At 34.5% G+C, this 26700-nt stretch carries 23 protein-coding genes; 10 read left to right on the plus strand and 13 right to left on the minus strand.

Going from position 1 to position 26700, the window contains the following annotated elements; all coding sequences use genetic code 11:
* Positions 1 to 7 precede the first annotated feature (7 nt).
* Positions 8 to 967, minus strand: coding sequence for a stage II sporulation protein M (locus GCQ56_RS05160; protein ID WP_152733347.1), 960 nt, complete (start codon positions 965 to 967; stop codon positions 8 to 10).
* 209 nt (positions 968 to 1176) lie between these two features.
* Here GCQ56_RS05160 and GCQ56_RS05165 point away from each other — a divergent pair, with 209 nt between their 5' ends.
* The 3 genes from GCQ56_RS05165 to sigZ all read left to right on the plus strand — a co-directional run bounded on the left by GCQ56_RS05165 (position 1177) and on the right by sigZ (position 3019).
* Positions 1177 to 1890 carry an RDD family protein gene (locus GCQ56_RS05165; RefSeq protein WP_152733348.1) on the plus strand — a complete coding sequence of 238 codons (714 nt, stop codon included), beginning with the start codon at positions 1177 to 1179 and terminating at the stop codon, positions 1888 to 1890.
* Between the two features lie 126 nt (positions 1891 to 2016).
* Positions 2017 to 2268 (plus strand): hypothetical protein, encoded by a 252-nt coding sequence (locus GCQ56_RS05170; RefSeq protein ID WP_152733349.1) that lies wholly within the window; start codon positions 2017 to 2019, stop codon positions 2266 to 2268.
* A 196-nt stretch (positions 2269 to 2464) separates the two neighbouring features.
* Entirely contained in the window at positions 2465 to 3019 is a 555-nt protein-coding gene (gene sigZ, locus GCQ56_RS05175) for an RNA polymerase sigma factor SigZ (RefSeq protein ID WP_152733350.1), read from the plus strand.
* A 39-nt stretch (positions 3020 to 3058) separates the two neighbouring features.
* On the opposite strand, the gene GCQ56_RS05180 is transcribed toward sigZ, so the two are convergent.
* Positions 3059 to 4207 (minus strand): hypothetical protein, encoded by a 1149-nt coding sequence (locus GCQ56_RS05180; RefSeq protein WP_152733351.1) that lies wholly within the window; start codon positions 4205 to 4207, stop codon positions 3059 to 3061.
* Between the two features lie 297 nt (positions 4208 to 4504).
* Here GCQ56_RS05180 and GCQ56_RS05185 point away from each other — a divergent pair, with 297 nt between their 5' ends.
* The 3 genes from GCQ56_RS05185 to GCQ56_RS05195 all read left to right on the plus strand — a co-directional run bounded on the left by GCQ56_RS05185 (position 4505) and on the right by GCQ56_RS05195 (position 7686).
* Complete coding sequence (locus GCQ56_RS05185) at positions 4505 to 5368, plus strand: UDP-2,3-diacylglucosamine diphosphatase (RefSeq protein ID WP_152733352.1); 864 nt, start codon at positions 4505 to 4507, stop codon at positions 5366 to 5368.
* Positions 5369 to 5371: 3 nt separating this feature from the next.
* Positions 5372 to 6373: a glycosyltransferase family protein gene (locus GCQ56_RS05190; RefSeq protein WP_152733353.1), complete on the plus strand. Its 1002-nt coding sequence runs from the start codon at positions 5372 to 5374 to the stop codon at positions 6371 to 6373.
* Positions 6374 to 6450: 77 nt separating this feature from the next.
* Positions 6451 to 7686 (plus strand): DUF438 domain-containing protein, encoded by a 1236-nt coding sequence (locus tag GCQ56_RS05195; RefSeq protein ID WP_152733354.1) that lies wholly within the window; start codon positions 6451 to 6453, stop codon positions 7684 to 7686.
* A 59-nt stretch (positions 7687 to 7745) separates the two neighbouring features.
* On the opposite strand, the gene GCQ56_RS05200 is transcribed toward GCQ56_RS05195, so the two are convergent.
* Both GCQ56_RS05200 and GCQ56_RS05205 read right to left on the minus strand, forming a co-directional pair.
* Positions 7746 to 8120 carry a thioesterase family protein gene (locus GCQ56_RS05200; protein WP_152733355.1) on the minus strand — a complete coding sequence of 125 codons (375 nt, stop codon included), beginning with the start codon at positions 8118 to 8120 and terminating at the stop codon, positions 7746 to 7748.
* A 33-nt stretch (positions 8121 to 8153) separates the two neighbouring features.
* Positions 8154 to 9728 carry a peptide chain release factor 3 gene (locus GCQ56_RS05205; RefSeq protein WP_152733356.1) on the minus strand — a complete coding sequence of 525 codons (1575 nt, stop codon included), beginning with the start codon at positions 9726 to 9728 and terminating at the stop codon, positions 8154 to 8156.
* A 213-nt stretch (positions 9729 to 9941) separates the two neighbouring features.
* Here GCQ56_RS05205 and GCQ56_RS05210 point away from each other — a divergent pair, with 213 nt between their 5' ends.
* From GCQ56_RS05210 to GCQ56_RS05220, 3 genes are all read left to right on the plus strand, one after another.
* The gene (locus tag GCQ56_RS05210) at positions 9942 to 10445 is read left to right on the plus strand and encodes a metallophosphoesterase (protein ID WP_152733357.1); all 504 of its coding nucleotides are present in this window, start codon (positions 9942 to 9944) and stop codon (positions 10443 to 10445) included.
* Positions 10446 to 10823: 378 nt separating this feature from the next.
* Positions 10824 to 13088, plus strand: a complete 2265-nt coding sequence (locus GCQ56_RS05215; protein WP_152733358.1) for an aconitate hydratase — start codon at positions 10824 to 10826, stop codon at positions 13086 to 13088.
* A gap of 71 nt (positions 13089 to 13159) precedes the next feature.
* Positions 13160 to 14494 (plus strand): citrate (Si)-synthase, encoded by a 1335-nt coding sequence (locus GCQ56_RS05220; RefSeq protein ID WP_152733359.1) that lies wholly within the window; start codon positions 13160 to 13162, stop codon positions 14492 to 14494.
* Positions 14495 to 14962: 468 nt separating this feature from the next.
* On the opposite strand, the gene GCQ56_RS05225 is transcribed toward GCQ56_RS05220, so the two are convergent.
* The 6 genes from GCQ56_RS05225 to GCQ56_RS05250 form a co-directional block, all read right to left on the minus strand.
* Positions 14963 to 16756, minus strand: a complete 1794-nt coding sequence (locus GCQ56_RS05225; RefSeq protein WP_152733360.1) for a hypothetical protein — start codon at positions 16754 to 16756, stop codon at positions 14963 to 14965.
* 201 nt (positions 16757 to 16957) lie between these two features.
* Positions 16958 to 17464 carry a methylated-DNA--[protein]-cysteine S-methyltransferase gene (locus GCQ56_RS20685; RefSeq protein ID WP_152733361.1) on the minus strand — a complete coding sequence of 169 codons (507 nt, stop codon included), beginning with the start codon at positions 17462 to 17464 and terminating at the stop codon, positions 16958 to 16960.
* Between the two features lie 15 nt (positions 17465 to 17479).
* On the minus strand, positions 17480 to 18202 hold the full coding sequence (locus GCQ56_RS05235; protein WP_152733362.1) for a ThiF family adenylyltransferase: 723 nt from the start codon (positions 18200 to 18202) through the stop codon (positions 17480 to 17482).
* On the minus strand, positions 18195 to 18866 hold the full coding sequence (locus GCQ56_RS05240; RefSeq protein WP_152733363.1) for a TatD family hydrolase: 672 nt from the start codon (positions 18864 to 18866) through the stop codon (positions 18195 to 18197). Before GCQ56_RS05240 ends, GCQ56_RS05235 begins: the two co-directional genes overlap by 8 nt.
* A 433-nt stretch (positions 18867 to 19299) precedes the next feature.
* Complete coding sequence (locus tag GCQ56_RS05245; RefSeq protein WP_152733364.1) at positions 19300 to 19947, minus strand: helix-turn-helix domain-containing protein; 648 nt, start codon at positions 19945 to 19947, stop codon at positions 19300 to 19302.
* A 48-nt stretch (positions 19948 to 19995) separates the two neighbouring features.
* Positions 19996 to 21816, minus strand: coding sequence for a U32 family peptidase (locus GCQ56_RS05250; protein WP_152733365.1), 1821 nt, complete (start codon positions 21814 to 21816; stop codon positions 19996 to 19998).
* Positions 21817 to 22003: 187 nt separating this feature from the next.
* Between GCQ56_RS05250 and GCQ56_RS05255 the strand changes: the two genes are divergently transcribed.
* Positions 22004 to 23086 carry an alkene reductase gene (locus tag GCQ56_RS05255; RefSeq protein WP_152733366.1) on the plus strand — a complete coding sequence of 361 codons (1083 nt, stop codon included), beginning with the start codon at positions 22004 to 22006 and terminating at the stop codon, positions 23084 to 23086.
* 42 nt (positions 23087 to 23128) lie between these two features.
* On the opposite strand, the gene GCQ56_RS05260 is transcribed toward GCQ56_RS05255, so the two are convergent.
* The 3 genes from GCQ56_RS05260 to GCQ56_RS05270 all read right to left on the minus strand — a co-directional run bounded on the left by GCQ56_RS05260 (position 23129) and on the right by GCQ56_RS05270 (position 26648).
* Positions 23129 to 24007, minus strand: coding sequence for an aldose 1-epimerase family protein (locus GCQ56_RS05260; RefSeq protein WP_152733367.1), 879 nt, complete (start codon positions 24005 to 24007; stop codon positions 23129 to 23131).
* 66 nt (positions 24008 to 24073) lie between these two features.
* Positions 24074 to 24823, minus strand: a complete 750-nt coding sequence (locus GCQ56_RS05265) for a tetratricopeptide repeat protein (protein WP_152733368.1) — start codon at positions 24821 to 24823, stop codon at positions 24074 to 24076.
* 16 nt (positions 24824 to 24839) lie between these two features.
* Positions 24840 to 26648, minus strand: coding sequence for a BatD family protein (locus tag GCQ56_RS05270; RefSeq protein WP_152733369.1), 1809 nt, complete (start codon positions 26646 to 26648; stop codon positions 24840 to 24842).
* Positions 26649 to 26700 lie beyond the last annotated feature (52 nt).

Raw genomic sequence — 26700 nt, forward strand, 5'->3', positions numbered from 1 at the left:
TTATTAATTAATTGTTTTTGCTTTGATAAACTCTTACTGGATTGATAACGAAGTACCAAATTATAAATGCAAATGAGCTTAAAATAATACTCCAGCTTAATGCGATTGGCATTTCGGTGTGTCGGGTAACAAATCCTTCTAAAAAACCTGCTACTATAAATATTGGGAATATTCCTACTATTACTTTAATTCCTTTTCTTACACCATTTTGTATGGATACTTTTCTTGGAAGAGTTCCTGTAAAAATGAAGCTATTTCCTAGAGTGATTCCAGCGGCTCCGGCAATTATAATTACCGAAATCTCTAAGGCTCCGTGAATCCAGATAACACGAGTTGTTTCCCAAAAAAGATCGTGTTTTATGAAGAAATAGGTAAAACTCCCAAGCATTATGCCATTGGAGAATAGAATGTATCCAGTTCCAAAAGCTGTAAATATCCCAAATACAAAAGCTATAAAGGAAACTCTTATATTGTTGACTGTGATGCCTAAAAACATTTCTGTTTGACCATGTTGTTTGTACACAGCCATAGGATCATTTTTTCGAATGTTGTCAATTGTCATATTAACATAGTCATCGCCAAGTATAGTACGAACAAAAGCTTGATCTCCTCGTGACGATAAAACTCCAATAAATACCGCTACAATAAATATTAGAAAAGCATATAGCAGTTGTTTTCTGATTTGGTATAGTGTTAATGGTAAATCGGTTTTCCAAAAGTTTTTGAACGCACCTTTTCGAACCTTTTTATTTTTGTAGATTTTTTGATGCACACGCATGCTCAACTGGTTCAGATAGATAGTAGTTGAAGATCCGGGATAAAAAGTTCTCGAGTATGATAAATCGTCGGTAAGCTGAATGTATAAATTGGCAATCGTATCCGGATCACTATCGGATGATTGATTTAATAGTTTTTCAAATTTTTCCCATTTGTGCTTGTTGCGATTCAGGAATACTATTTCTTTCATATAGGGTAGGCAAGTGGTCTATGTTACAGTGATAAAGTTATCTTAAATCAGGAAATAAACAAATCACTTTTACTGTTAATTTTACTTGGTATTTGTAAGTTTCAGATTGGCAATGAAATGTATTTTGTCATTTGATTAAAATAGCTTCGAAATTTTTATCTTTTGTTTATGATAGGTATCTTCGTTTAATCTTAAACGAATTGAAATTTATGTCGAAAATTGGAATTGAAACTACACAGAACGTACAATTAAGCTTTCCTTTGGCTAGCGTTGGGGAAAGAATTGCCGCTTATCTTCTTGATGTTTTATTTATAGGAGTTTGTTTCATGTTTTGTGGATTGTTATTTGGAGCTTTAGGAGAAGCGTATGCTTTTGTATTTCTGATAACGATACCATTTCTTTTTTACACTTTGTTGTTTGAAGTTTTTATGAGTGGGCAAACACCGGGTAAAAAGATCATGAAAATTAAAGTATGCAAAATTGATGGGGATTCTGCAGATTTTATTAGTTATCTTATCAGATGGATGTTTAGATTAGTTGATATTACCTTAACCAATGGGGTTGCTGCTATACTAACTATCGTTATAGGAGAAAAAGGACAACGTGTTGGTGATATCTTGGCAAAAACTACTGTTGTTAAAACAACTAGTAAAATAACATTAAAGAATACCATTCTGGAAGATATACCCGAAGGTTACCAATTGGTTTTCCCCGAGGTAAAAAAAGTGAAGGATAAAGATCTGGAGTTATTTAAACAAGTGATTAGCCAATTAAGCAAAATGGAAGATCATGTAGAAAAATTGACTTTTGGTTTAAAGGCAAGAAAGAAAGTTTCCGATCAACTTGGTATAAAAACAGAAATGCCACCTGAGCAATTTTTTCAAACCTTACTTACAGATTACAACTATATTCATAGAAATTAGAAACTTATATAAGAATCGGCAAAAAAGTTAAATTTTTGTCGATTTTTTTTGCACCCATTTGCATTCATATGCGTCTACCCGAATGAGAGTAGAAAATTTAAATGAAGAAAATCAAAAAATAAGCATATGAATAACGAATGTTGCGGATCTCAATTGTATCATACAGGTGTTTGCTGTAATGATGATAGCGTAAATACAGAATTGGTAAATCAGGTATTAAATGCTCCTGAAGAGAAAGCTTTGAAGGATTGTGCATGCAAGGGATTAGGTCCGTGTCAATGTCCACCAGATAAAAAAGAAGATGCAATTGCAGATCAATTTAAAGATCTTAAGTATGCAAATGACGCCTGTGGTTGCGGTGGAAACTGTGGCTGTTAATTCCTTTGTGTACGATATTACTCCTGGTAAATAGGAGAACCACTACTAATTAATTTTCATATCGTCATCTATTATTGAATCTATGAGTACATCAAGAGAATCAATAGGAGGTGACGTTTTTATTTAGAACCAGTTTAGATTGTTTTGCTGTTTTTTGTATTTTTGTTCACTAGTAGAGTAAAATTAGAAAGATGAAATGGTAGAGCATATTTGGAGAACTTATCACAAACAGTTGTTGGCTTTTATCCAAAAAAGAGTGTCCGATCCTACAATGGCAGAGGATATTCTTCAGGAGGTGTTTATTAAAATACACAGCAAAATAGATAGCTTGCAGGAAGAGCGCAAGGTGAAAGCATGGTTGTTTCAGATAACTCGCAATACCATAATTGATTATTACAGGAGATCAGAACTACATTCAAAGCAGGACGATCAAATTTCAGACCTAGAGGATGAAAATGATCCTGGAGCATTGGAAGATATTCAATCCTGTATCGTTCCTATGATTAAATCCTTACCTGAAGATTATAGAGATGCTTTAATGTTATCCGAATTGAATGGATTAAGTCAAAAAGAACTTTCAGAGAAACTGCATATTTCCTATTCAGCTGCAAAATCGAGAGTTCAAAGAGGCAGAAGTATGTTAAAAGAGGCTTTAAGCAAATGTTGTAGTTTCGAGCATGATTCTAGAGGAAGAATTATCGATTACGAAAAAAGAGCTTCCAACTGTGATAATTGTAGAGACAGCAAATAAAAGAAAAAGGCATTGACGATGAATCAATGCCTTAGGTTTTTAATATCTATTGTAAAATCTTTTTAATTCTTGTGTTAGATCTTTGTAAATTGGTTTTGTGAATTCAATGAATAAATCTTGATGTGGAGGAGGAAGAATAGGCTCGTTTTCACAAATTTGTAATTCTTTTTCTGTTAATGCTCTTTCGTCGCCATTAAAGTGTCCCCATTCGTAGAACCAATTGAACTGTCCCGCAAATTGTTTTTGATTAAGAATCTTCTGATTGTCAAATTCAATAACTTTTAAGGCAAGTAAACCTTTGGAAATTACTTCTCGATTGTGAATGTGAAGTTTAGCTTTAACCTTATTGTAAACCTTTATTTTTTCACCACTTTTTAGAGTTGTACTTCCAACTTCAACACTATCGGCACTTGTTACTTCTTTTTCGAAGTTAGTATCATGCGTTTCTCCTATAATAAACTCTTCAAACCCTATTGCAATAACTTGATCTGGATATTCTAATTTTTCAAGTTCTGCTTGCTTAGGAGTATAAAAGCGCACAAATTTTCGTTTGATATTGTGAAAAATATACTGTGTAACCTGATCCTGGAAGAACTTAGCACTTACTTGATACCTTTTTGAGTGAACGGGGATATGTTCTATCACCACTTTTAAAGTAGCTATATATTCAGCTTCAGCTAATTTTTCTTGAACGTCTCTGTAGTTTGGAACAAAGGTATTTGCTTTGTTAAAGTGATTATATGCGTTGATAGCATCTTGTCTTCCTCCTTTGGCAAGTTCTCTCACTCCAGCCTCATAGCATTCTGGTGCAGCATTCTGTTTAGCCAATTCTAATTCGTTATGGAACGATTTTGCATTTGGGATTAATTCAATAGCAGCCGGACATCTGTTGATGTCATTGTACATTCTATTTAATAAATTGTACTTGTCAACACTTTTTGTGTTCTTAAATGGATCAGAAGATGCCATCAAACTATTGATTTCTCTTTCGTACCAATTAATGGCTAAAGGATAACTGCGAAGTAATGTTTCTTGTGCCTTTACTTTATCAGGATTTGACCGTAATCGATCAACAGCTTTTGATACTGCTGCAAAATAGTTTCCTTGTTGCAATGCTTTTTCTCCCGAGCTACAAGCTGAGGAAATAACAATAAGAGCAAAACAAATGTAGTGTATAGTTTTATTCATATTTAGTGGGATTTTAATTGTAGCAAAAATAGATTTAAAATGGATACTACGATTATGAATTGATATGGTTTTCTAAAAATTATTATCTGTTTTATGGGAAAAACAAATACCGAGCCATTCTAACATTATTTTTTATATTAAACCCAATGACTTGCAGTGACAACTACTTAATATTGATTTTAAAAGATTACATATTTTTAATATTGACCTTGTTAATATTTATTATATCCTAAATCAAGATTATTATTGAAGTAACATGAGTGATTTACTTTTGGATATAATCAAGTTGTTGAACTTATGACAAAAGTAAAGAGAGAAGTGGAGGTTCTTGTTCTATCGGATATCCATTTAGGAACGAAAGGTTGTCGAGCAGAAGAGCTTCTAAAGTACCTGAATTCAATTCAGCCAAAAAAAGTAATTTTAAATGGTGATATTGTTGATATCTGGCAGTTTAAAAAGAGATATTGGCCTAAATCTCACATGAGAATTATTAAGCATTTCACCTCTCTATTATCTAAAGGTATTCCAATATTTTATATTACTGGTAATCATGACGAACTTCTTCGGAAATTTGAAGGTTTCACATTGGGAAAACTCAGCATTGTAAATAAATTGATATTGAACATTAATGGAAAAAAAGCATGGGTTTTTCATGGAGATGTTTTTGATATTACCATGCAGTATGCAAAATGGTTAACACGTTTGGGATCTATTGGTTATGATCTGCTAATCATGATAAATTCAGCGGTGAACTATTTTGCCAAATTAGTGGGGCGAGAGAAAGTTTCCTTATCTAAGAAAATTAAAAATAGTGTAAAATCAGCCGTTAAATACATTAATGATTTTGAACGACTTGCCGCAGAAATAGCAATTGATAAAGGATATGATTTTGTGTTGTGTGGACACATACATCAACCCGAGCAGAAGCAAATTTCATCTAAAAATGGATCAACTACTTATTTAAATTCAGGAGATTGGGTAGAGAGTTTAAGTTCCTTAGAATACAACGATGGAGAATGGAAGATCTATGAATATGATGAGGATCAGAAAGCAAAAGCAATGGAACTGGATCTAGAAAGCTACAAACTCGACGATAATGAGAAAATATTTAAAGAACTTTTGTCTGAATTTATGGCTGGTTCAAATCTAAAAGTATCCTAAACAATGAGAATACTTTACGGAATACAAGGAACGGGAAATGGACATTTAAGTAGAGCTATAGAATTAATACCACATTTTCAGAAAGTAGCTGACGTAGACATTTTAATATCAGGCTTACATCACGATTTAGAATTTAAACACCCTATAAAATATAAAAAACAAGGACTAGGCTTTTTCTTTGGTAAAAATGGAGGGATTGATTTTTTGAAAACAATTAGAAAGTTTAATATCTATCGATTTATTAAAGATATAAGAACTCTTCCGGTTGAAGAATATGATTTAGTAATTAGCGATTTTGAGCCAGTAACGGCCTGGGCTTGCAAAATAAAGAAGGTGTTTTGTCTTGGATTAAGTCATCAATCTGCGATGCTGAATACCAGAACTCCTATGCCTGAAAAGATTGATGCATTCGGATTTCAGATTTTAAAAAAGTATGCGCCTTGCAATCAGAATGTCAGTTTTCATTTTCAGGAGTATGGACATAACATGTTTACACCAGTTATCCGACGAGAAATAAGAGTTTTAGAATCTGATAATAAAGGCTATTATTTGGTCTATTTACCTGCCTATTCCGATGAGAAATTAATATCTGTTCTTTCTCATTTTTCATCGAGTAAGTGGATTGTGTTTTCAAAACATAGCAAAGAAAAGTACAGAGCCGATAATGTGGAAATTAATCCTGTTAATGGAGAATTGTTTATTAATAAATTAAAGGATTGTGAAGGTGTGCTATGTGGTGCAGGATTTGAAACTCCGGCGGAAAGTATGTTTTTGGGAAAAAAGTTGGCTGTAATTCCAATGAAAAATCAATTTGAACAAATGTGCAATGCTCATGCGTTAAAAGAGATGGGAGTTCTTGTGATAGAGGATTTAGAGTTTGACGGACCAAAGAAAATTAAGCAGTGGATTAAAGAAGATTGGCATTTAGGGAAAATCAAGTACCCTGATAATTCAAAATTGGATATTGAATTTATTTTAAAGCATTATCTGATACATGAAAAATAGATAAGAAGTATTTTGTGTTGTTATGCATTGGCTTTTATCGTATTTTCATCGAATATATAATTCGTTAAAATACTAGTATGTCAGAGTTTATAAATAATAATAAAGCTCGTATTGAATCCATTTTTGATTTCTGTTTTAAGTTGATTAATGGAGAGAAGGGAACAGAGCTAATAAAGAAACATCAAGAGGCGATTGATTGTGTAACAGCCAATGATATTGTTGTGGTTGTGCATCGTTTGGTAGAAGCGAACCTGCCAATGAGTGATATGAAAATTGGAATCAATAAAGCTTTGAATGTTTTTTACAAACCGATTTTAAATCAGCCTAAGCTAAAATTCTCTCAAAATCATTTTTTAGAAATAATGATGAGAGAAAATAGGGAATTGGAAACTCGATTGAATGAGATTAAACCATTGGCAAAACAAATCAATCAGCAGGCAGATGAAAAGGATCTTTTAAAAACTGTATCAATTCTGAGGCATAAGATTGAAGAGCTGGCTGAGATCGAAAAGCATTATTCTCGTAAAGAGAATGTATTTTTCCCCTATTTCGAAAATCAATATCCTGAATTTAAATGTTTGGGAGTGATGTGGTCAATTCATGATGATATCCGCAAGGTAAGAAAGGATTTGGTAGAAGTGTTAAGTAATAATTCTTTGGATTTACAAAGAATCAATAAGCTTATGGGAGATCTTTTCTTCTTTATGAATACCGTAATTTTCAGAGAGGAATATCTATTGTTTCCAGTAGCAGTCAATGCTGTATCGGAAGAGTTGTGGGAGGAAATGAATTATCAAAGCGAGGAAATTGGTTTTAGTTTTATTGAGCCTCCTGTTTTTACAAAAACTAAGAATACACCAAAGAAAGCCTTTACTTTTGAAGGAGAGCAGTTGGATACTCTTCAATTAAACGATACCCTATTAAATTTCGATACAGGATTAATTACATTACAGCAGGCTATGATGCTATTGAATCATCTGCCTGTAGACATTACCATGATTGATGAAAATGATCGAGTAAGGTTTTTCTCAAATCCCAAAGATCGCTTTTTCACAAGATCAAAAGCCATAATCGGAAGAACTGTTCAAAATTGTCATCCACCCGAGAGTGTGAATGTGGTTGAAGATTTGTTAAAAGCGTTTAAAAGCGGAGAAAAGGATAGTGAACCGTTTTGGATTCAGATGAAAGGTCGCTTTATTCTGATACAATACTTCGCTTTACGCGACGAAAATGGAGTTTATAAAGGTTGTATAGAAGTAAGTCAGGATTTAACTGATATCAAGACATTGGAAGGAGAAAAAAGATTAATGTAAAAATAGAAAAGCCTGAGAGAATAAATCTTTCAGGCTTTCATATATAATTGAAGATATTCTTACAATCTACTCATAAATTTTACTGGATCGATAATGTAGCGAACGTGATAAGCAGAACCAATTTGTCCTTCTTCATCAGAAGCTTCAATTTCGAAAGTTAATTTTTTTCCATCAACTTTTACCAGTTTCGCAGTGCAAGAAATTTTAGTATTCAATTTGCTTGCTTTAATGTGCTTGGTATCGATTTGAATTCCAACAGTATCTGTTCCTACTTCCAAATCTTTATCAACACATGCAACTGCGGTACTTTCCATAAATGCCACCATTGCTGGTGTAGCATACACATCCAGTTTTCCTGAACCGTGATATTTGGCGGTATTATTTTCACCAACAATCATTTCTTGTGTTGCGCTTAATCCTTCTGTTAAAGCCATATCTTATTATTTTTCAGTCTGCAAAAACGATTATTAAAATTCCGATGTAAAGTGGAATTCAAGATTAGGATAGTTTTGTTGAGCCATTTGCAACATATATCCAGAATCGGCAAGGAATACATCTCTGCCATGCTTGTCTTTTGCAATATATTGGTATTTCGCTTTTTTAAATTCTTTCAATTGCTCCTCGTCTTCTGTTTTAATCCAACAAGCTTTGTGAAGGTTAATGTGCTCCCATCTACACGATGCACTGTATTCATGTAACAAACGATATTCTATAACTTCAAACTGAAGTGCACCAACGGTTCCAATTACTTTTCTACCGTTAAATTGTGATACAAATAACTGAGCAACCCCTTCATCCATTAGCTGGTCAATACCTTTTGCCAACTGTTTTGATTTCATAGGATCTGCGTTCTCGATGTATTTAAACAATTCAGGAGAGAAACTAGGAATTCCTTTAAAGTTGATTTTTTCTCCTTCGGTTAAGGTATCACCAATTTTAAAGTTTCCTGTATCGTGCAAACCAATTATATCTCCTGGGAAAGCTTCCTCAACGATAGATTTCTTTTCAGCCATAAACGCTGTAGGGCTGGAAAATTTCAATTTCTTTCCATTTCTAACATGTAGATATGGCTTATTTCTTTTGAATGTTCCCGATACAATTTTTACGAAAGCAATTCGATCTCGGTGGTTAGGATCCATGTTGGCATGAATCTTAAATACAAAACCAGAAAACTTCTCTTCAAGGGGTTCTATTACTCGCTCAACAGTTTGGCAAGGCAGAGGTGATGGTGCAATTTTAATAAATACATCCAAAAGCTCACGAACTCCAAAATTATTCAAAGCAGAACCGAAAAATACAGGAGCAATTTTTGCATCCAAATATTCTTCCACATTGAATTCAGGATAAACTCCAGAAACCAAATCCAATTCTTCTCTTAAAATTTCAGCATCTTCACCAATATATTCTTCAAGCATTGGGTTTGATAAGTCATCAAATTCAATACTTTCCTCAACGGTTTGAGTTGCAGGAGTAAATAGGCTTAAATTTTTCTGAAATATGTTGTAAACTCCTTTAAAATCAGGTCCCATATTAATAGGCCAACTTAAAGGATTTACACTCAATTGTAATTCTTGTTCAATTTCATCCAGAAGATCAAATGCATCTTTTCCCATGCGGTCCATTTTATTAATGAACACAATCACGGGAGTTTTTCTCATTCTACAAACCTTCATCAATTTGCGAGTCTGAGCCTCCACACCTTTAGCAACATCGATTACGATAATAACGCTATCGCAAGCAGTTAAAGTTCGAAATGTATCTTCGGCAAAATCCTGGTGACCCGGAGTATCGAGAATGTTAATTTTATGTCCTTCATACTCAAATCCCATAACAGAAGTTGCAACAGAAATCCCTCTCTGACGTTCAATTTCCATGAAGTCGGAAGTTGCCGTTTTCTTAATTTTATTTGATTTTACTGCTCCTGCAACGTGGATTGCACCACCAAATAGAAGCAATTTTTCTGTTAATGTTGTCTTACCCGCATCAGGGTGTGATATAATTCCGAAAGTTCGGCGTCTTTGTATCTCTTCTTTAAACCCCATCTATAGTATTGTATTTACTTTCAAATTTGAGCTTGCAAAAGTAATAATTTAAACCGATAACCTATACAGATGTTTAAGTATAATCTAAAGTAAAATATATCTGGAAAAATGAGTAAGTCTATTAAGTCTTGATCTAATTAAATTGATTTCAATCTACTTTTTCTGCTATTCTTTTTTTATCTTCACGCCTCGAAATTGTGAAAAGACAGATGAATGAAGCAGATTGGTTTACTTTCGGATACTCACGGACATTTAGATTCAGTAGCACTAAAACATTTAAAAGAGTGTGATGAAATTTGGCATGCTGGAGATATTGGAAATATGGAAACTGCTGATGCCTTAGCCCAAATCGCACCACTGATTGCCGTTCATGGCAATATTGATGGGCAAGAAGTTCGATCTGTCCATCCTAAACATCAGAGATTTACTTGTGAGGAAGTTGATGTTTGGATGACTCATATAGGAGGATATCCGAAAAGATACGATGGGAATGTAAAACCAGAAATATTCGAGAATCCACCACAGCTTTTTATATCTGGACATTCGCATATTTTAAAGGTTGTATTCGATAAAGATTTGAACCTCTTACACATTAATCCGGGAGCTTCAGGAATACAGGGATTTCATCAAGTACAAACTCTCGTGAAATTTACTATCGATCGTAAGGATATTAAAGACCTTCAGGTGGTCGAATTTGGAAAAAAAGGACGTGTCTAGCCTTTATTAATTCCAAAATAAAATTCAGGACCTGAAATTACATTTTTTTAAGGGGGAAATACTGGTAAAAGAGATAGAAATTGTAGTGTTAAAGGATTGGTAAATTCTTAAACAAGATTTTCGGTTTCATCTTTTTAATATACCAAGTTTTTATTATATTTAGATATTTGAATTTAAAGATATTTAACATCGGATTATAAATCCTGAAAGCTGCTAAATATCTGGAATACAAAACATCCGAATTTGTGTCGCTACATCAATAAAAGACATAAAAAGATCGGTAAATCCGAAAACAATATGCTTTTAAAAGGACAATTCAAGTTTGAGGTTTTGTAATGAAGTGTAGTAAAATAAAAATTAATCAAAAATTCATTGAACATGCTATTTGATTTTGACTTGATAAAATCTGTTTATGAGAAAATGCCCGATAGGGTGAATAAAGCCAGAAAAACTCTGGGGAAACCATTAACGCTTAGTGAAAAAATATTGTATTCTCATTTGTCTGTAGAAGAAAAGGGAGAGAAATTCACAAGAGGAGAAGATTACGTAAATTTTGCTCCCGATAGAGTTGCAATGCAGGATGCTACTGCTCAAATGGCTTTGCTTCAGTTTATGAATGCGGGAAAAGTAAAGGCTGCGGTTCCTTCAACTGTGCATTGCGATCATTTGATTCAGGCAGCTACAGGTGCAGAGAAGGATTTGGCTGATGCCAAACAACAAAATAATGAAGTATATAATTTCTTAGAGTCGGTATCTAATAAATATGGTATCGGATTCTGGAAACCAGGAGCAGGAATTATCCATCAGGTTGTGCTTGAAAATTACGCATTTCCTGGAGGTATGATGATTGGAACGGATTCACACACTGTAAATGCAGGTGGTTTGGGAATGGTTGCCATTGGTGTTGGTGGTGCAGATGCTGTAGATGTAATGGCTGGTATGCCTTGGGAACTAAAAATGCCTAAATTAATTGGGGTTAAACTAACTGGGAAATTAAGTGGTTGGGTATCGCCTAAAGATGTGATTTTGAAAGTTGCAGGAATTCTTACCGTAAAAGGAGGAACTGGTGCAATTGTAGAATATTTTGGAGAAGGTGCTGATGCCATGTCATGCACAGGTAAAGGAACAATTTGTAATATGGGAGCTGAAATTGGTGCAACTACTTCTATTTTTGCTTACGATCAGAATATGAGTAATTATTTACGTCATACCGAACGCGAGAAAGTTGCAGATTTAGCTGATGAAGTAATGGAACATCTTCGTGCTGATGAAGAAGTATTTGCGAATCCTGAGCAATATTACGACCAAGTAATTGAGATTAATTTATCAGAATTACAGCCATATATTAACGGTCCGTTTACACCTGATTTGGCTCATGACCTAAGTAATTTTGCCAATGCGGTTAAAAAAAATGATTATCCACAAACTCTTGAAGTTGGTTTGATTGGGTCCTGTACAAATTCTTCCTATGAAGATTTATCAAGAGCGGCATCTTTAGCAAAGCAAGCAAAAGATAAGAAGTTGAAAGTAAAAGCGGAATTTGTTGTGACACCAGGTTCTGAGTTGGTTCGCTATACTACCGAAAGAGATGGTATTTTAAAGGAATTTGAAGATATTGGTGGGGTTATTATGGCGAATGCCTGCGGTCCATGTATCGGGCAATGGAAACGTCATACGGATGATCCTACAAGGAAAAATTCAATCATTACTTCTTTCAACAGAAATTTTGCAAAGAGAAATGATGGGAATCCAAATACTCACGGATTTGTTGCATCACCAGAACTTGTAACGGCAATGGCAATTGCAGGTGATTTATGTTTTAATCCAATGACAGATACTCTGATTAATGAAGATGGAGTAGAGGTGAAGTTGGATGAGCCTAAAGGATTTGAATTTCCTCCAAATGGATTTGATATGAAAGATTCGGGCTATTTGGCTCCAAATGAAAATGGATCGAGTGTTGTTGTAGAGGTGAGTGAAGATTCTGAGAGATTGCAATTGTTAGCTCCTTTTGAAAATTGGAATGGCAAGAACTATGAAGGATTGAATCTGCTTATAAAAGCGAAAGGAAAATGTACAACTGATCACATCTCAATGGCTGGTCCATGGTTGCGTTTCCGTGGACACTTAGATAATATTTCGAATAACATGTTAATTGGAGCGGTGAATTTCTATAACGAGGAAACCAACTCAATTTACAATCCGGTATCGAAAGAGTACAACGAAGTTCCTGTAACGGCACGAGCTTTAAAAGCAAGTGGAATCGGATCTATAGTTGTAGGAGACGAAAACTATGGCGAAGGATCATCAAGAGAGCATGCAGCAATGGAACCACGTCATTTAGGTGTGAAGGCAGTCATTGTACGTTCATTTGCTCGTATTCATGAAACCAACCTTAAAAAGCAAGGTGTATTGGCTCTAACATTTGCAGATAAAGCTGATTACGATAAAATTCAGGAAAAAGACAAAATTGATATTCTTGGTTTAACGGATTTTCAAGCAGGAAAATCATTAAGTCTTAAATTAACTCATGAAGATGGTACAACTGATAAAGTTGTAGCGAACCATTCGTACAATGATGTGCAGATTGAGTGGTTTAAAGCTGGTAGTGCTTTAAATTTAATTAGAAAACAGAATAGCTAAAAACAATAAACATTACATAACTATGAAACCAATTACCCCGCGTGGTTTCAGATTTTAAAAGTTTAGACCATATGAAAAAAACACTAAAACAAACCTTATTCGAAAAAATTGAAGAACAAAGACCAAGAACATCAAAATTATTGAAAGAATACGGGGATGTAGTTGTCGATAATGTAACTATATCTCAGGTTATTGGTGGTATGAGGGGGTTGAAATCACTGGTTACTGATATTTCTTATCTTGATCCTGAAGAAGGTATCAGATACCGAGGTTATACGCTTGGAGAGGTTATTAAGCATTTGCCAAAACCAAAAGGTGGAGATATGCCTTATGTGGAAGGATTATTTTATCTTCTTTTAACAGGTGATTTCCCAAACCAGGAAGAGGTAATGCAGGTTGTTGATGAGTTTAGTAAAAGAAGAATTGTTCCTAGGTATGTCTATGAAGTGATTGATTCTTTCCCTTGCTGTAGTCATCCAATGGCAATATTTTCAACGGCCATTTTAACCTTAAACAGAGAATCAGTTTTTAACAGACAATACCACGCAGGATTAAATAAAAAGGATTATTGGGAAGCAACTTACGAGGATTCGTTGAATTTGCTTGCTAAACTACCTGAGATTGCTTCTTATATCTATAATAAGTTATATCGACAGGGACCAAGAATTCAATCAGATCCTAATTTGGATATGGGCGGCAATTTTGCTCACATGATGGGTATTGCTAAACCTTACGATGATGTTTCCCGATTGCATTTCATCATTCATAGTGATCACGAAAGTGGTAACGTGAGTGCGCATACAGGACACTTGGTTGCAAGTTCCTTATCGGATATTTATCTTTCTATCTCAGCAATGATTAATGGTTTAGCAGGTCCTTTACATGGATTGGCAAATCAGGAAGTATTAAGATGGTTGCAGGAGGTTATGGATAAAATGGGGAATCGAGTACCGACTGAAGAAGAAATGCAGCAGTTTGTTTGGGATACTTTAAATTCCGGTCAGGTAATTCCTGGTTTTGGTCACGCAGTATTGCGTAAAACAGATCCAAGATATATGCTACAACGTGAGTTTAGCTTAGAGCATTTGCCAGAAGATCCAATTTTTAAGTATGCTGATTTGCTTTACAAAGTGGTTCCACCAATTCTGCAAAAGCATGGTAAAGCGAAAAATCCATGGCCAAATGTCGATGCTCAATCAGGAGTTATTCAGTGGCATTATGGAGTTACTGAGTACGATTTCTATACTGTATTGTTTGGTATTGGTAGATCAATTGGTATTTGTGCCAATATTATTTGGGATAGGGCTTTAGGTTATCCTTTGGAGAGACCAAAATCGATTACTACAGATATGTTGGAAAAAATTGCTGGTATAAAAAAGGAAATTGTTGAAACAGAAAAAAGCTAAACGATTATAAGTCAAAAAAGAGCTGAGTTCGATTGTCGAATTCAGTTTTTTTTTGCCATAAAAAAAACTGCAAAAAGGTTGGTGAAGACCTTCTTACAGTTTTGAAGCAAAAACTAACAATTTGGAAAAGTTCCAATAATTTCATTTTAAAATAAATACTTCAAATCCTACTCACAATTCTAACCCTAACCTAAACCTCACGTAGGATTTGAAATATTAATTGCAGTTGAAAATTAACTACTCTTTCGTCACTCACAACACTTTAATGTTGTTACCTCCCAAACACATTACAAATATGCATGCTTTTTTTTCGAAAATGTTCAAGGCATTTACCCAAATTGATAAAATGATACACCCAAAATAGGATAGGTATTTTACGCCAATAGAAACATAAGGCGTAAGTAATCTGGATGTTGTTCAGTGTTGTGTAAAAAAAAGAGCCAGCCTTTAAAGGCTGGCTCTCGATATCTAAGATTCTGTTTTTATCAGTATATTTTTAATTTCTCCTTCTAGTTTTTCGAGGTCTTTTTCAACTTGAGATTTCATATCGTTGAATTTGTTTGAGACCTTTTGCGAAAGATTTTTATAATAATCCACTCCATTCAGCAAATTCTTTTTAAAACCTTCTAGCGATTTAACTTGTTTTGGAATAGGATTCTTTAATTCTCCTACTTGCTCCTTAAGGTAATCGTAATACAGATTCAATTCTTTGATAAACATGTGCGGTCTGTCCTTACGATCGATAAGATTTGTCCTGCTGTAGATGTGATCAATCATCTCCTTCAGCTTTACCTTCTTGGTAAAATATGCCAAATTTGGACCAGGACAAATGGAAACACCATCACCATCGCGTTTGGTATCGATATCATTAACAAGATAAGAAGCTGCAGACAATCCTTTACAAAGACAAGTTTTCTCCATTAAAAGATTAAATTCTTTTTGGTATTCTTCTCTTGGAAGGTTTTGCTCTTTTAAATGAGCCAATTTTAACTTCTGATATTGTCTTGAAGCTGTACAAATAGGTTCCTTAGTAAATTCAGTATTGGCGATCATATACTTTTTAGTACATGCACTACCTGGCTGATTCTTTTCCAAACGATCCCACTTGTCTGCATCCCTAGTGTTTGCGTTAAGGTTGTTAAAACGAACACCCAATGGAGAAGCATGACTTAATGAAAGATCTTTTTCATCAGCAGTTTCCAAAAGAGATAGAGTTTTCTCATCAACATCACAAGCTTCGGGAACCATCAAGAATGGAGATCCCCAACCAATAGAGTCTAAATTGTATTCCTTAATTAAGAACTCGTGTTCTTCGGCAGTTCCAACACCACCTTGTGCTGTTACTTTTAATTCAAGATTATCTGGCACAGGTTTGTTTTTCTCAGTTAATGCCTGAGTCAAAACTTGCTGTAAACTATCTTTCAGATCGGCTCTTTTTTCTTTGAATTCCTGCAAAATAGGTCCCATTAAAAAGCCGTCGGTTGCAAAAGCATGACCGCCACAATTTAAACCGGATTCTATTCTGTATTCAGAGATCCAAATTCCCTTTTTGGCAAGATATCGCCCCTGGATTAAAGCCGACCTATAGTCGCTTACTTTCAGAACGATTTTTTTCTTGATATAGCCAGAGCTATCAGGATAAAAATCTTCGAACTGCTCAAGGTAACCATACAAGCGTGGGTTCATTCCAGCAGAAAGGACCATGGAGCTCTCCAGGTTACTCATCGCAAATCCACGAAGAGCTGCATGGGCATCATTGAATTCTACAGGTAAATCTTCACCTTCGTAACGGTTTCCTTTGTCTAATTTGGTCATGATATTTACATCAATCGACCCAAGAGGCAAATGGTTACTTAACCATTCTTTAGCTTCCTTAACGTAAGGATTGTCAGCAAATTTCTCTTTGAATTCCTGTTTTACTTCTGAAAAATCAGGCAGCATATCCAGATATTCTTCTAGCTCTTTACCTTTATCTTGAATGGAATCTTTTAGATTTTCGAACTTTTCCTTTACCATACTATCCAATAAATTCAGATAGGAAGTAATTCTCTCAGCACGAAAATCTTTGGTTTTTTCTGTTATAGGCTTAAAGGGGAGACTTAACTTTTTACAGTACATTTCTCTCATCTTTTCAACAAGAATATCATCTACTATTGAAACGACTGATGAAATCCCTAAATGAGCCACTTTTACAGGAGTATCCACAGTAAATCCGGTACCCATAACCGGAATGTGAAAACTATGTCCTAAAATTTTACTCATGAATTTGTTTATTGATTTATGAAATAATTCGGCTTGTGTTTTTATGCTATTTACACATAAAACTCAAACGGAGGGCAAGTTAGATGAATTAGCGCTTAAATCAAAGATAAAATCTACTTATTTGCAGTATATTAAAGTTTAAAGCATTTAAACTTTAATAAGTGTTTTGAGTAGAATTTTTAAAACAAATAATATGAAAACTTAGAACAATTGATACTGTTTTGAATTGCCTTCTAAATCAATGTTTTCAATTTGTAAAAGTTTAGATTTGTTTTCTAGACCTCCAGCATAGCCGGTAAGCCTACCATTTTTGCCAATAACCCTATGGCAGGGAATTACAATCGGAATTGGGTTTTGTGAGTTAGCCATACCAACAGCACGACAGGCTGTTGGTTTATCTATTGCATTGGCAATGTCTTGATATGATTTTATTTGACCATGAGGAATTTGTAACAATTCATTCCAAATCTGTTTTTGAAAAACAGTTCCTTCAGGAGCCAATTTTAAATTAAATTGAGTCAAAGTTTTTGAGAAATAGGCATCCAACTGTTCCTTTACCAAATTCAATTTCGATGGATCATGATACCAATTCGAATCAATGGATGATGTGTCAAACTGATCCTCAAATAGTATTTTTTTTAATCCTTCATCACTTGATAATAGTAGGAGTTGACCAATTGGTGTTGATATAATATCGTAATAGAACATGAAAAACAATTAGATTTATTTGTCTGGTAATAAGCCTTTTATAACAACAGATGAAATAAAACAACCAAACAAAGGAGGCATATATGAAATGGTTCCCACATTTGACTTTTTGTTTCTGCTTTCATCCAGTATTACTGCATCTTTTGAGACATCTTCAGGAGAGAAAACCACTTGAACGCCTTTGTAAACATCCAACTTATGAAGTTTTTTTCGTAACATTCTAGCTAATTTACAATTGTACGTTTCCGAGATATCAGCTATTTGAATTTTTGAGGGATCGGTTTTTCCTCCCGCACCCATTGCTGAAACAATTTTAAGATTGTTTTGTAAGCTACGGTATATTAAAAATATTTTTGGTGCTAAAGTATCAATAGCGTCAACCACATAATCGTATTTCGCTTCTACAAGTACTTCGCCTATTCTTTCCTCTCTTAGATACTCGTTTTTAATATTCAAATCCAGATTTGGATTGATGTCTAAAAGTCTTGCTCCCATAACCTCAGCTTTATCCTTATTAATATTGGAGGTCGTGGCAGGTAATTGTCTATTGATATTCGAGGTATCAATTGTGTCACCATCAACAATAGTCATTCTGCCTACTCCGGCACGACAAATTTGTTCGGCGGCATAAGCCCCAACTCCTCCTAATCCGACAATTAGAACATGGGAGTTTTTTAAAATATTTAGTTTCTCTTCACCCAACAATAGATTTGTTCGGCTTAACCATTCTTCACTCATAACTTTTAAAACAGGTATTGTAATTTTTTAGTATTTGATTTTTAATTTCCTCTGTATCCATCTTCTTTAATACCGCGGCTTTTGTATAGATATCTTCAATTGTGATATCGCTATCATCGGTTTCCAAAAAGAATTTATTTTCAGGTATATTTTGGAAAACTTTCTGAAGTTTCTCATTCTTCAATAATGCATTTCCAAAGGATAAATAACAACCAGCTTTCAGTAGGCTCGTAGCTATTTCAATATTTTTTTGATAGCCATGAATTATCCATGGTGTATCTGTATCATTAGTCTTTTTTATTCGAATAAGATCTGAAAAAGCTTTAACGCAATGTATGATAACAGGCTTTTGCAATTGTTTGGCAACATTAAGTTGAGATTTGAAAATTTCTTCCTGCTTCTTAAAATCTGTATCTATGAATTTATCCAAACCAATTTCGCCTATAGCTATGGCGTTTAAATTGACTGCTTGTTGAGCTAATTCTTCGCTTAAATTGAATAGTTCCACTTTAGCTATATCCCAAGGATGCAAACCAATAGAGTATATTGAATCACTGCTCAAATTGTTCGGTGTATTTGCATATGACATATTCACAATAACCACAGAATTCTTTCTATAATGTGTGTTATGCGTATGAATATTGATATATGGAATTGCTGACATCTTCAAAAAATTAGTGCGTAAAAATACAAATATTGACTTAGAGGACAAATTTCCTGCAATTTTCTATTTTGGTTAAGTGATTCTAAAAAATTCATTGATTGAAGGTTGCAAAAAATCTCATATAAGATTCGTCAAAAATTAAGGAAATAATCACTGTGTCCCTTGTTTTATGGGGATATTCTTACTTACTTTGTGTATAGAAAAGAACGTTCTTTTACATACAATATAAAAAACATACCGCATTAATTAGCGATTGTTAAACTCAACAGTTATCACATACCGAGTAAGCAACATGCTTGCAAAAGCAGGCCCCAACCTTCGGGTTGTTTCGGCACAGGGGAAACTTGACCAAGCAGGCACTCAAATCCTGTCATACAGGAGTTTAAAATCCCAATAATTAATGCGGTTTTTTTGTGCTTTATTATGAACAGATTTAGAAAGAATTATTTTTGATTTGCTTGATCTTATAGCTCGTTCCAAATTCCCCAAATTCAGGTTCAATTACATCCCAGCAAATTAGTTTCACGAGAATTCTTTCGGCTTTGTATCGGCTTATTTTAGCCAATTTGCTAAATTTATTTAGGCTTATTGTTGAATTTGTTTTTAGATGATCAAGCAGTAAACTTTCAGTTTCGGTATATTCTAAATAAGTGCCGGTAGGTTTCGATTTTCGCTTCCACACTTCAAGCATGATACGATTGGCTAATTTGTTTTCATCAAACTTACGTACATAAGCCAACCATTTGCCATCTTCATTTTGAGCATAATGAGGCATTTCATCCGATGGAGCAACAGTAACTTCCAATACATTCTTACCATTAATACTCCACACTTTACTTTCGAAAGTAATTTTTGGACGACTATACATTTCTGCTGCAGCCTGAATCATATGAAACTCTTCATCGATTTGTGCCCCAGCAATTCTCCCATTGTCTTTTACACCGATGAGTAATTTGCCACCATCGGTGTTCGCGAAGGCAGATAATGATTTTGCAATCTTTTTAGAATCTGTAATGCAAAATTTAAAATCTTGTTGCTGATGTTCTCCTTCGCGAATTAGCTTCTCTATATAGTGAACCATAACTTAAAACTTTAACGGTTCGTAATCTTATTTCTTAATCAATTGTGTTTATCCAAAAACGATTTTCATTTCGCAGCGCTGACAATTGAATTCCAACTTGTATCTGTTTTTGTTATCTACTAAAAATAAGGGTGTATTCTCACTTTTATTGGTTTTTGTCTCCTTATGGCACATTCCAAATTCGTGACGTAAACAGTGTCTTGTGGTCATTATCGTCTTACCGGAATAGTTTTCCTGTAATTCAAATCCTTTTTCAATTTTTTCGACACCACATTTGTGATAAAACTCTTCTGCATTACAATTGGCTACATTTCCCATATAACTCAATTCTTTTGTAGGATATTGAGGATGTGAAATTAAGGGTCTTGTTTCTATTGGTTTTGCCGCATCAAGTCTATTCTGACTCAATTGATTTAAGCAATCTCTACGAAGTTCATTCAACAGTTTAGCTTGAATAAAAGGAACCTTATCGTACTCAGTTTCGATGTTACTAACCTCAAAAATGGAATCACCTGTTTTTTGCAATTGTTTTTTGATATTAGATAGTGCCATTTCTTCATTTCGAGCAGATTCGAATTCTGCTTTTAGCTCAATATTGGCTGAGATCTCATCTTCATCAATTGCTGTAAGATTTAGAGTATCACCAAAAATATTAAGGAAAAATTCAACAGATATTTTACGAACAGAGTTATCTCTTTTCAGAACTTTGGCAAATTCATGGTCGTTATTTCTATACAATATAGCACCTTGTTGAAGCATGCTCATCTCATTAGGAAAAATTTTATCTCCTTTAACACCATTTACCTGAAATCCTTTAAGTAGCTTGTTTTTATTAAAGAAACAAAGACCATCGCCGTTGTTTAGTTCAAACTTACTTTCTACTATAAAGTGATCTTTTTTGATCTCTACTATTTTTCCAACTTCTTTTCCCATGGATTTTGGAGTGTGGAAATTGGCAATCTCCGGCACTCTACCTGTAAAGAAGTAGTTGGTATATCCACGGTTAAAAGTTTTCTCTGGATCAGGTGTAAAACCAGGATTGATTTGCCCTGATGAAGCAGCTTCAAATTCACGTTTCTTATCAAAAACAGAATCCAGTTTCTGTCGGTAATAGCTTGTTACATTTTTGAGGTAAGAACTGTCTTTTAATCTTCCTTCAATCTTTAAGGAACAGATACCACTTTCAATTACCTCTTCTAAATGATCAGATAAATTCAAATCTTTAAGAGAAAGAAGGTGCTTATCTTTAGCGATTACCTTGCCTTCTTCGTCAACCAAATCATATTTCATTCTACAAGCCTGGCTGCATTCTCCTCTGTTCGCAGAACGCCCGCCAACAGCATGAGAAAAGTAACATTGTCCGCTAAGCGAAACACAAAGAGCGCCATGAACAAAATATTCCAGTTCTACATTTGTATGTTTTCTAATGTTTTTAATCTGATCAAGAGATAGCTCGCGAGCTAAAATGATTCGTTTAAATCCAACTTTTTCAAGAAATTGAATTCTTTCTAAATCGTAATTGTGAGTTTGAGTGCTGGCGTGCAATTCGATAGGAGGTAGATTCATCTCCAGAATTCCCATATCCTGTACAATTAAAGCATCTGCTCCCAATTCATACAGTTGATGAATAAGCTCTTCGGCTTCCTTTAATTCATTATCGTAAAGGATGGTATTCATGGTAATAAAAACCTTTGCCCAATAACGATGCGCATAGTCAATTAACTCAGCAATGTCTTCAATAGTATTTCCTGCTGCAGCGCGAGCTCCGAATTTAGGTGCTCCAATATATACGGCATCAGCTCCATAATTTATGGCTGCTATACCTGTTTCCAGATTTTTAGCCGGAGCTAATAGTTCAATTTTGTTCATGTTAATGCTAATTTGAGGCGAAGATACAAAGCAATGTCGAGACCTAAAGGTTCTATGCACCCTTAATTTAAATCTAGCCATTTAATCAGATCTTATAAATTCATTTATAGGATGCTCAAAAAATTCTTTTTTCAAGGTTTGAGATCTTATTTATATCTTGTATAAATAAAAATAATAAAAAAGTACGATGACAAAAAATAGACTTCTAAGTACCTTTTCAATTACTGATTTGGACTTAAAAAATAGAATGGTAATGGCACCTATGACCAGAAACAGAGCTGGAGAGGGAAATGTACCAACAGATTTGATGGCAAATTATTATGAGCAAAGATCGGGCGCCGGACTAATTATTACCGAAGCAAGTCAAATCTCACCACAAGGAATGGGATATCCTGCTACACCAGGAATTTATAGTCAGGAACAGGTTAAAGGATGGAAAATTGTAACTGATAAAGTTCATAAAGTTGGTGGTAAAATATTTATTCAGCTTTGGCATGTTGGGCGTATTTCTCATCCGGATTTTCATGAGGGTGATTTGCCTGTTGCTCCATCGGCAATAAAACCAGCTGGACAAGTATTTACTTATGAAGGATTGAAAGATTTTGTGGAACCACGGGAATTGGAACTTTCGGAGATAAAAGGTATTGTTGAGGATTATAAAAATGCCGCTAAAAATGCGATGGAAGCAGGATTTGATGGAATCGAAATTCATGCAGCCAATGGCTATTTAATCGATCAATTTTTAGTTGACAAAACCAATCATCGTAAAGATGAATATGGAGGTAGCATAGAAAACAGAGCACGTTTTTTGTTTGAGGTAGTAAATGCTGTAAGTGAAGTTTGGTCAAATGATAGAGTAGGCGTGAGACTTTCTCCTAGTGGTTTGTTTAATGATATGGGAGATTCTAATCCGACGGAAATTTTCAAATATGTTATCGAAAAACTAAATACTTATCATCTTGCTTATCTTCATCTAATTGAACCTTTGATGCCTGTTGATGAACATCCTCAATTGATTAAAGATGTCTCTAACTATTACGGGAAACTTTTTAACGGAGTAAGAATGATTAATGGTGGTTTTACTAAGGATTCTGGTAATAAAGCTATAGAGAATGGTGTAGCAGAATTGGTATCTTTTGGGGTTCCTTATTTGGCTAATCCGGACTTAGAGAAACGATTTGAAGTGAATGCGGAATTGAATACAGCTAATCAGGAAACCTTTTATGGTGGGAACGAAGTTGGTTACACGGATTATCCGGCATTGAAATAATAAAGATAAACCGCAGCAATTTGTATTTGCTGCGGTTTATCTTTATTCCTTTATCTCAATTGAATATTCGGCTGAGAATGATTCTGAAGAAGGTAAATTTTGTATCAATTCTTTGGTGTTGAATTCACGATTGGTATCTGCGGAATCGGCAATTCCAATCCATGGTTCTATGCACACATAGGGGGCATGTGGCTTCGCCCATAATCCCAAATAAGGAAAATCACCAAAGCTTACTTTTAACTCAAAATCTGATTTCTTACACTTGATACTAACAGCTGATGATTTTAAATTTTTAAAGATCAATGCATCGTTGGCAAATATCTCTGGATGCAAATCTATTTGTTTTTCATTCTCTAAAACTTGCCTTCCTTCACATTTAATTAGTCCTCCTTCTGCTAAATTCCAGGTATTCAAAGTTTCCTTTTCTTCAAATTCCAAATAGTAATCGGAGTAGGCTTCATCATCCTGTATCTGACAATTGAATGCTGGATGTCCACCTAAGTTGAAAAGCATTTCTCCATCTCCGGTATTGGTGATTTCATGAACTACTCTTAGTTGATTTGCTTCCAAAATAAAGTGAATTTTGAATTCAAATTCGAAAGGATAAACCATTCTTGTATTATCATTTGATTTCAGTATAAAACTCAATCTGTTTTCTGCTTTTTCGAGTAATCTTATATCCGAATTATTACGAATAAAACCATGTTTAGGCATAGCATATTCTTTCCCTTCATGTATAAAGCCATTATCTTTTAGGCATCCAATAACAGGGAATAGGTTTGGAGCATGACTTCCCCAAATATCAGGATTAGCTTGCCAAATAAATTCCTGATTACTGCTAATTGACTTTATGCTGCAGAGTTCCGCTCCGGTTTCTTTAACACTTACTTGTAATGTGTCGTTCTGTATGCTGTGTATCATTTTCTATATTTTATAAAAAAAGCTGCTAGTAAAACTAGCAGCTAATATCTTAATTTAAAAGATGATTTAAATTTTTTCGATGTCTTCTTTTTTCAACCAACCTTCGTTTCCATCACTTAACTGAATGTTTCTCCAATCGCCAAGTTCATCTATAACCTTCACTTTAGTTCCTTCGTGTAGTAAGAACAATTCAGTACCACTCTGATCAGGAGATCCTTTAATGGTAACACTTGGACTAAAGATGATTGCATATTCACGTATGGTGATTTCTTTTGTTTTCTGTGATGCAAAGGAATAGAACAAAATGCTAAATCCGAAGCAAAGAACAGCCAGTAAGAAACCAATCTTTTTTAAGCCACTTTTGTTACTATAAAGGTAGAAGCTAGCAAATACCAAACAGATAAAGAAAAATCCCATTGAAAAGTAGGACCATAATTTGGCCGAAAATGCATTTCTGATCCCAGCGTACCATTTGCTAACAATCAATTCTGGAAGTACCTCTAATTTATCTAAAACGTGCGCTTGTGCCAATTGTAAATTGTACTGAACATCTTTATCTTCAGGAGATAAAAGTTTGGCTCTCTCGTAATTTAAAATTGCGGGAGCAATCTGTCCGGTTTTGTAATAGGCATTGGCTAAATTGAAATAAATCTCAGGAGATTCTAAATGAGTTTCCAAAACAAATTCGTAGGATTTGATTGCCTTCTCGTATTCTCCTTTCTGGTAAAAATCATTTGCTTCACTAATTGGTGTTTCCTGCGCCTGAATCCGACTTACACACAATAAAGCAATTACGATATATAATAGTTTCTTCATTTTTCTATAAATTAAACTAGATGCTCTTTTCTAATTTTGTAATGGTTTCCATCGTTTTAGCATACAATTCGTCCATTTCCGATGATCCAGACGATGGTGCATATCTTGCAAATTCACAAGTGTCCAAAATGGTAATGAAATCATTTATCAACTCCTGTTCTACATCTTTTCCTTGCAGAATTTCAGTGATATTTTCTTTATTTAGATCAGACAGAGGCAAATTCAGTTTGTCCGAAGTATATCCCCAAAGGGCTTTTAAAATCTCATCGTAGAATTGCTCTTTTTGCTTTGCCTTTAAACTTGCCGAAGCAGCTTTCAAGCGTTTCATAGCAACACGATTAGCACGCTTGTTTTTTACTCGTGCCACATCTGCATTCTCTTTAATTCGTTTTCGGTTGAAAACAAATGCTAAAATAAATAGCACAAATGGAATGATATAGCCAAGATAGAAATTCATGGTTCCAAAGAATACTTCACCTTTAATTCTAGGTGTAAATACATTGGTTTTAATAAATCTGATATCCTTACCAATAAACTTTACATCTTCTTTCGAGAAAGAACTAATCACAGTTGCCGAAGCATCACCACTTCCTTTACCAACTTTAATGTTGAATTTAGGAGTAGATCTGGTTCTATAAATTTTTGCTTTCGGATCGAAATAGCTAAAATCTACCGGAGGAATTTCATAATTACCAGCATGCCTAGGAATAATTAAATATTCGAAAGTGGTAGAACCTGTGGTTCCTTTCGCAGTGTTTTTAAGGTTTTGATTTGTTTTAGGATCGTAAACCTCAAAGTCTGCTGGGAAATCAAATTCAGGAGGATTAATCAATTTTAAATTTCCATTACCTGAAATTTTTACTTTTAAAGTAACAGCATCGTTTGCCTGAACAGAATCCTTATCAATAGTAGCTGAAAGTTTGAATTTACCAACAGCGCCATCGAAACTGGCAGGCTTGTTTGATGGAAAATCTTTCACACGAATCGTAAGTGGTTTACTTTTTCGAGGAACACGAATGTCTTGATGGTTATCAAAGAAATCATCGAAGAAACCTCTTTTTCCACTTGAGCGTCGCTGACGAATGATACATTCCAATTCGAATGGATCGATAGTGATGTTACCAGTATGCTGAGGAAACAAAATCAATTTTCTGATGACGCCAGAGTTATAAATTGTTCCATTCACATTCTCTCTTTGTAAAGATATCTGACCTGAAGTTGGGATTTCCTGACTTAAAAAACCATTGAACGATGGAAATTTAGAATCTCCAAATCCGGCAATATTAAGCCTTGTGTATACTTTAATTGTAGCAACAACGTGCTCACCCATATAAACACTTTTACGGTCTACATCAACCTTAACAAATAGGTTTGCCTGAGTAATTTTGGTTGCACTAGCCTGATTTTGCTGCTGAGCCCCTTGATTCCCTTGCGGTTTTTCATTTGCTTTAACAACTTCAACATTTAAAGAGTTGGATGTAAACTCATAATCTTTCACCTTTATTTTGGCTGGATTAATGGTATACTTTCCTTCTTTCTCTGCTAACAAGACATAAGTATATGTGTAGGATGTGGCAGAAGACCATTTCCCATTTATGTATTGCGAATTCGAACTTCTGGACGTTGATGGTCCCGCTAAAACTCGAAAACCAGCAAGAGAAGGCATTTTTAATTCTTTCCCTTTTTGATTTACACTGTACACAAGTCTAAATTGTTCACCAGCTTCAACTACTTTAGGAGCTGCTGCTGTAAATTTAACCTCCTCGGCTATAGCCGAAGCGCTAATGAAAATTGTTGCTAATAGTAAGAAAAATAATTTCTTCATCCGTATATAATAGTTTTTCAGATGTTCTTTAAAATGTCAGTAAATGCGTTTC

The sequence above is a fragment of the Marinifilum sp. N1E240 genome (assembly GCF_009295825.1).
GTDB classification, from domain to species: Bacteria; Bacteroidota; Bacteroidia; order Bacteroidales; family Marinifilaceae; genus Marinifilum_A; species Marinifilum_A sediminis.

Coding starts and splice junctions, on each gene's coding strand:
- GCQ56_RS05160 (WP_152733347.1), bottom strand. CDS start 967: ATGAAAGAAATAGTATTCCTGAATCGCAACAAGCACAAATGGGAAAAA.
- GCQ56_RS05165 (WP_152733348.1), top strand. CDS start 1,177: ATGTCGAAAATTGGAATTGAAACTACACAGAACGTACAATTAAGCTTT.
- GCQ56_RS05170 (WP_152733349.1), top strand. CDS start 2,017: ATGAATAACGAATGTTGCGGATCTCAATTGTATCATACAGGTGTTTGC.
- sigZ (WP_152733350.1), top strand. CDS start 2,465: ATGGTAGAGCATATTTGGAGAACTTATCACAAACAGTTGTTGGCTTTT.
- GCQ56_RS05180 (WP_152733351.1), bottom strand. CDS start 4,207: ATGAATAAAACTATACACTACATTTGTTTTGCTCTTATTGTTATTTCC.
- GCQ56_RS05185 (WP_152733352.1), top strand. CDS start 4,505: ATGACAAAAGTAAAGAGAGAAGTGGAGGTTCTTGTTCTATCGGATATC.
- GCQ56_RS05190 (WP_152733353.1), top strand. CDS start 5,372: ATGAGAATACTTTACGGAATACAAGGAACGGGAAATGGACATTTAAGT.
- GCQ56_RS05195 (WP_152733354.1), top strand. CDS start 6,451: ATGTCAGAGTTTATAAATAATAATAAAGCTCGTATTGAATCCATTTTT.
- GCQ56_RS05200 (WP_152733355.1), bottom strand. CDS start 8,120: ATGGCTTTAACAGAAGGATTAAGCGCAACACAAGAAATGATTGTTGGT.
- GCQ56_RS05205 (WP_152733356.1), bottom strand. CDS start 9,728: ATGGGGTTTAAAGAAGAGATACAAAGACGCCGAACTTTCGGAATTATA.
- GCQ56_RS05210 (WP_152733357.1), top strand. CDS start 9,942: ATGAAGCAGATTGGTTTACTTTCGGATACTCACGGACATTTAGATTCA.
- GCQ56_RS05215 (WP_152733358.1), top strand. CDS start 10,824: ATGCTATTTGATTTTGACTTGATAAAATCTGTTTATGAGAAAATGCCC.
- GCQ56_RS05220 (WP_152733359.1), top strand. CDS start 13,160: ATGAAAAAAACACTAAAACAAACCTTATTCGAAAAAATTGAAGAACAA.
- GCQ56_RS05225 (WP_152733360.1), bottom strand. CDS start 16,756: ATGAGTAAAATTTTAGGACATAGTTTTCACATTCCGGTTATGGGTACC.
- GCQ56_RS20685 (WP_152733361.1), bottom strand. CDS start 17,464: ATGTTCTATTACGATATTATATCAACACCAATTGGTCAACTCCTACTA.
- GCQ56_RS05235 (WP_152733362.1), bottom strand. CDS start 18,202: ATGAGTGAAGAATGGTTAAGCCGAACAAATCTATTGTTGGGTGAAGAG.
- GCQ56_RS05240 (WP_152733363.1), bottom strand. CDS start 18,866: ATGTCAGCAATTCCATATATCAATATTCATACGCATAACACACATTAT.
- GCQ56_RS05245 (WP_152733364.1), bottom strand. CDS start 19,947: ATGGTTCACTATATAGAGAAGCTAATTCGCGAAGGAGAACATCAGCAA.
- GCQ56_RS05250 (WP_152733365.1), bottom strand. CDS start 21,816: ATGAACAAAATTGAACTATTAGCTCCGGCTAAAAATCTGGAAACAGGT.
- GCQ56_RS05255 (WP_152733366.1), top strand. CDS start 22,004: ATGACAAAAAATAGACTTCTAAGTACCTTTTCAATTACTGATTTGGAC.
- GCQ56_RS05260 (WP_152733367.1), bottom strand. CDS start 24,007: ATGATACACAGCATACAGAACGACACATTACAAGTAAGTGTTAAAGAA.
- GCQ56_RS05265 (WP_152733368.1), bottom strand. CDS start 24,823: ATGAAGAAACTATTATATATCGTAATTGCTTTATTGTGTGTAAGTCGG.
- GCQ56_RS05270 (WP_152733369.1), bottom strand. CDS start 26,648: ATGAAGAAATTATTTTTCTTACTATTAGCAACAATTTTCATTAGCGCT.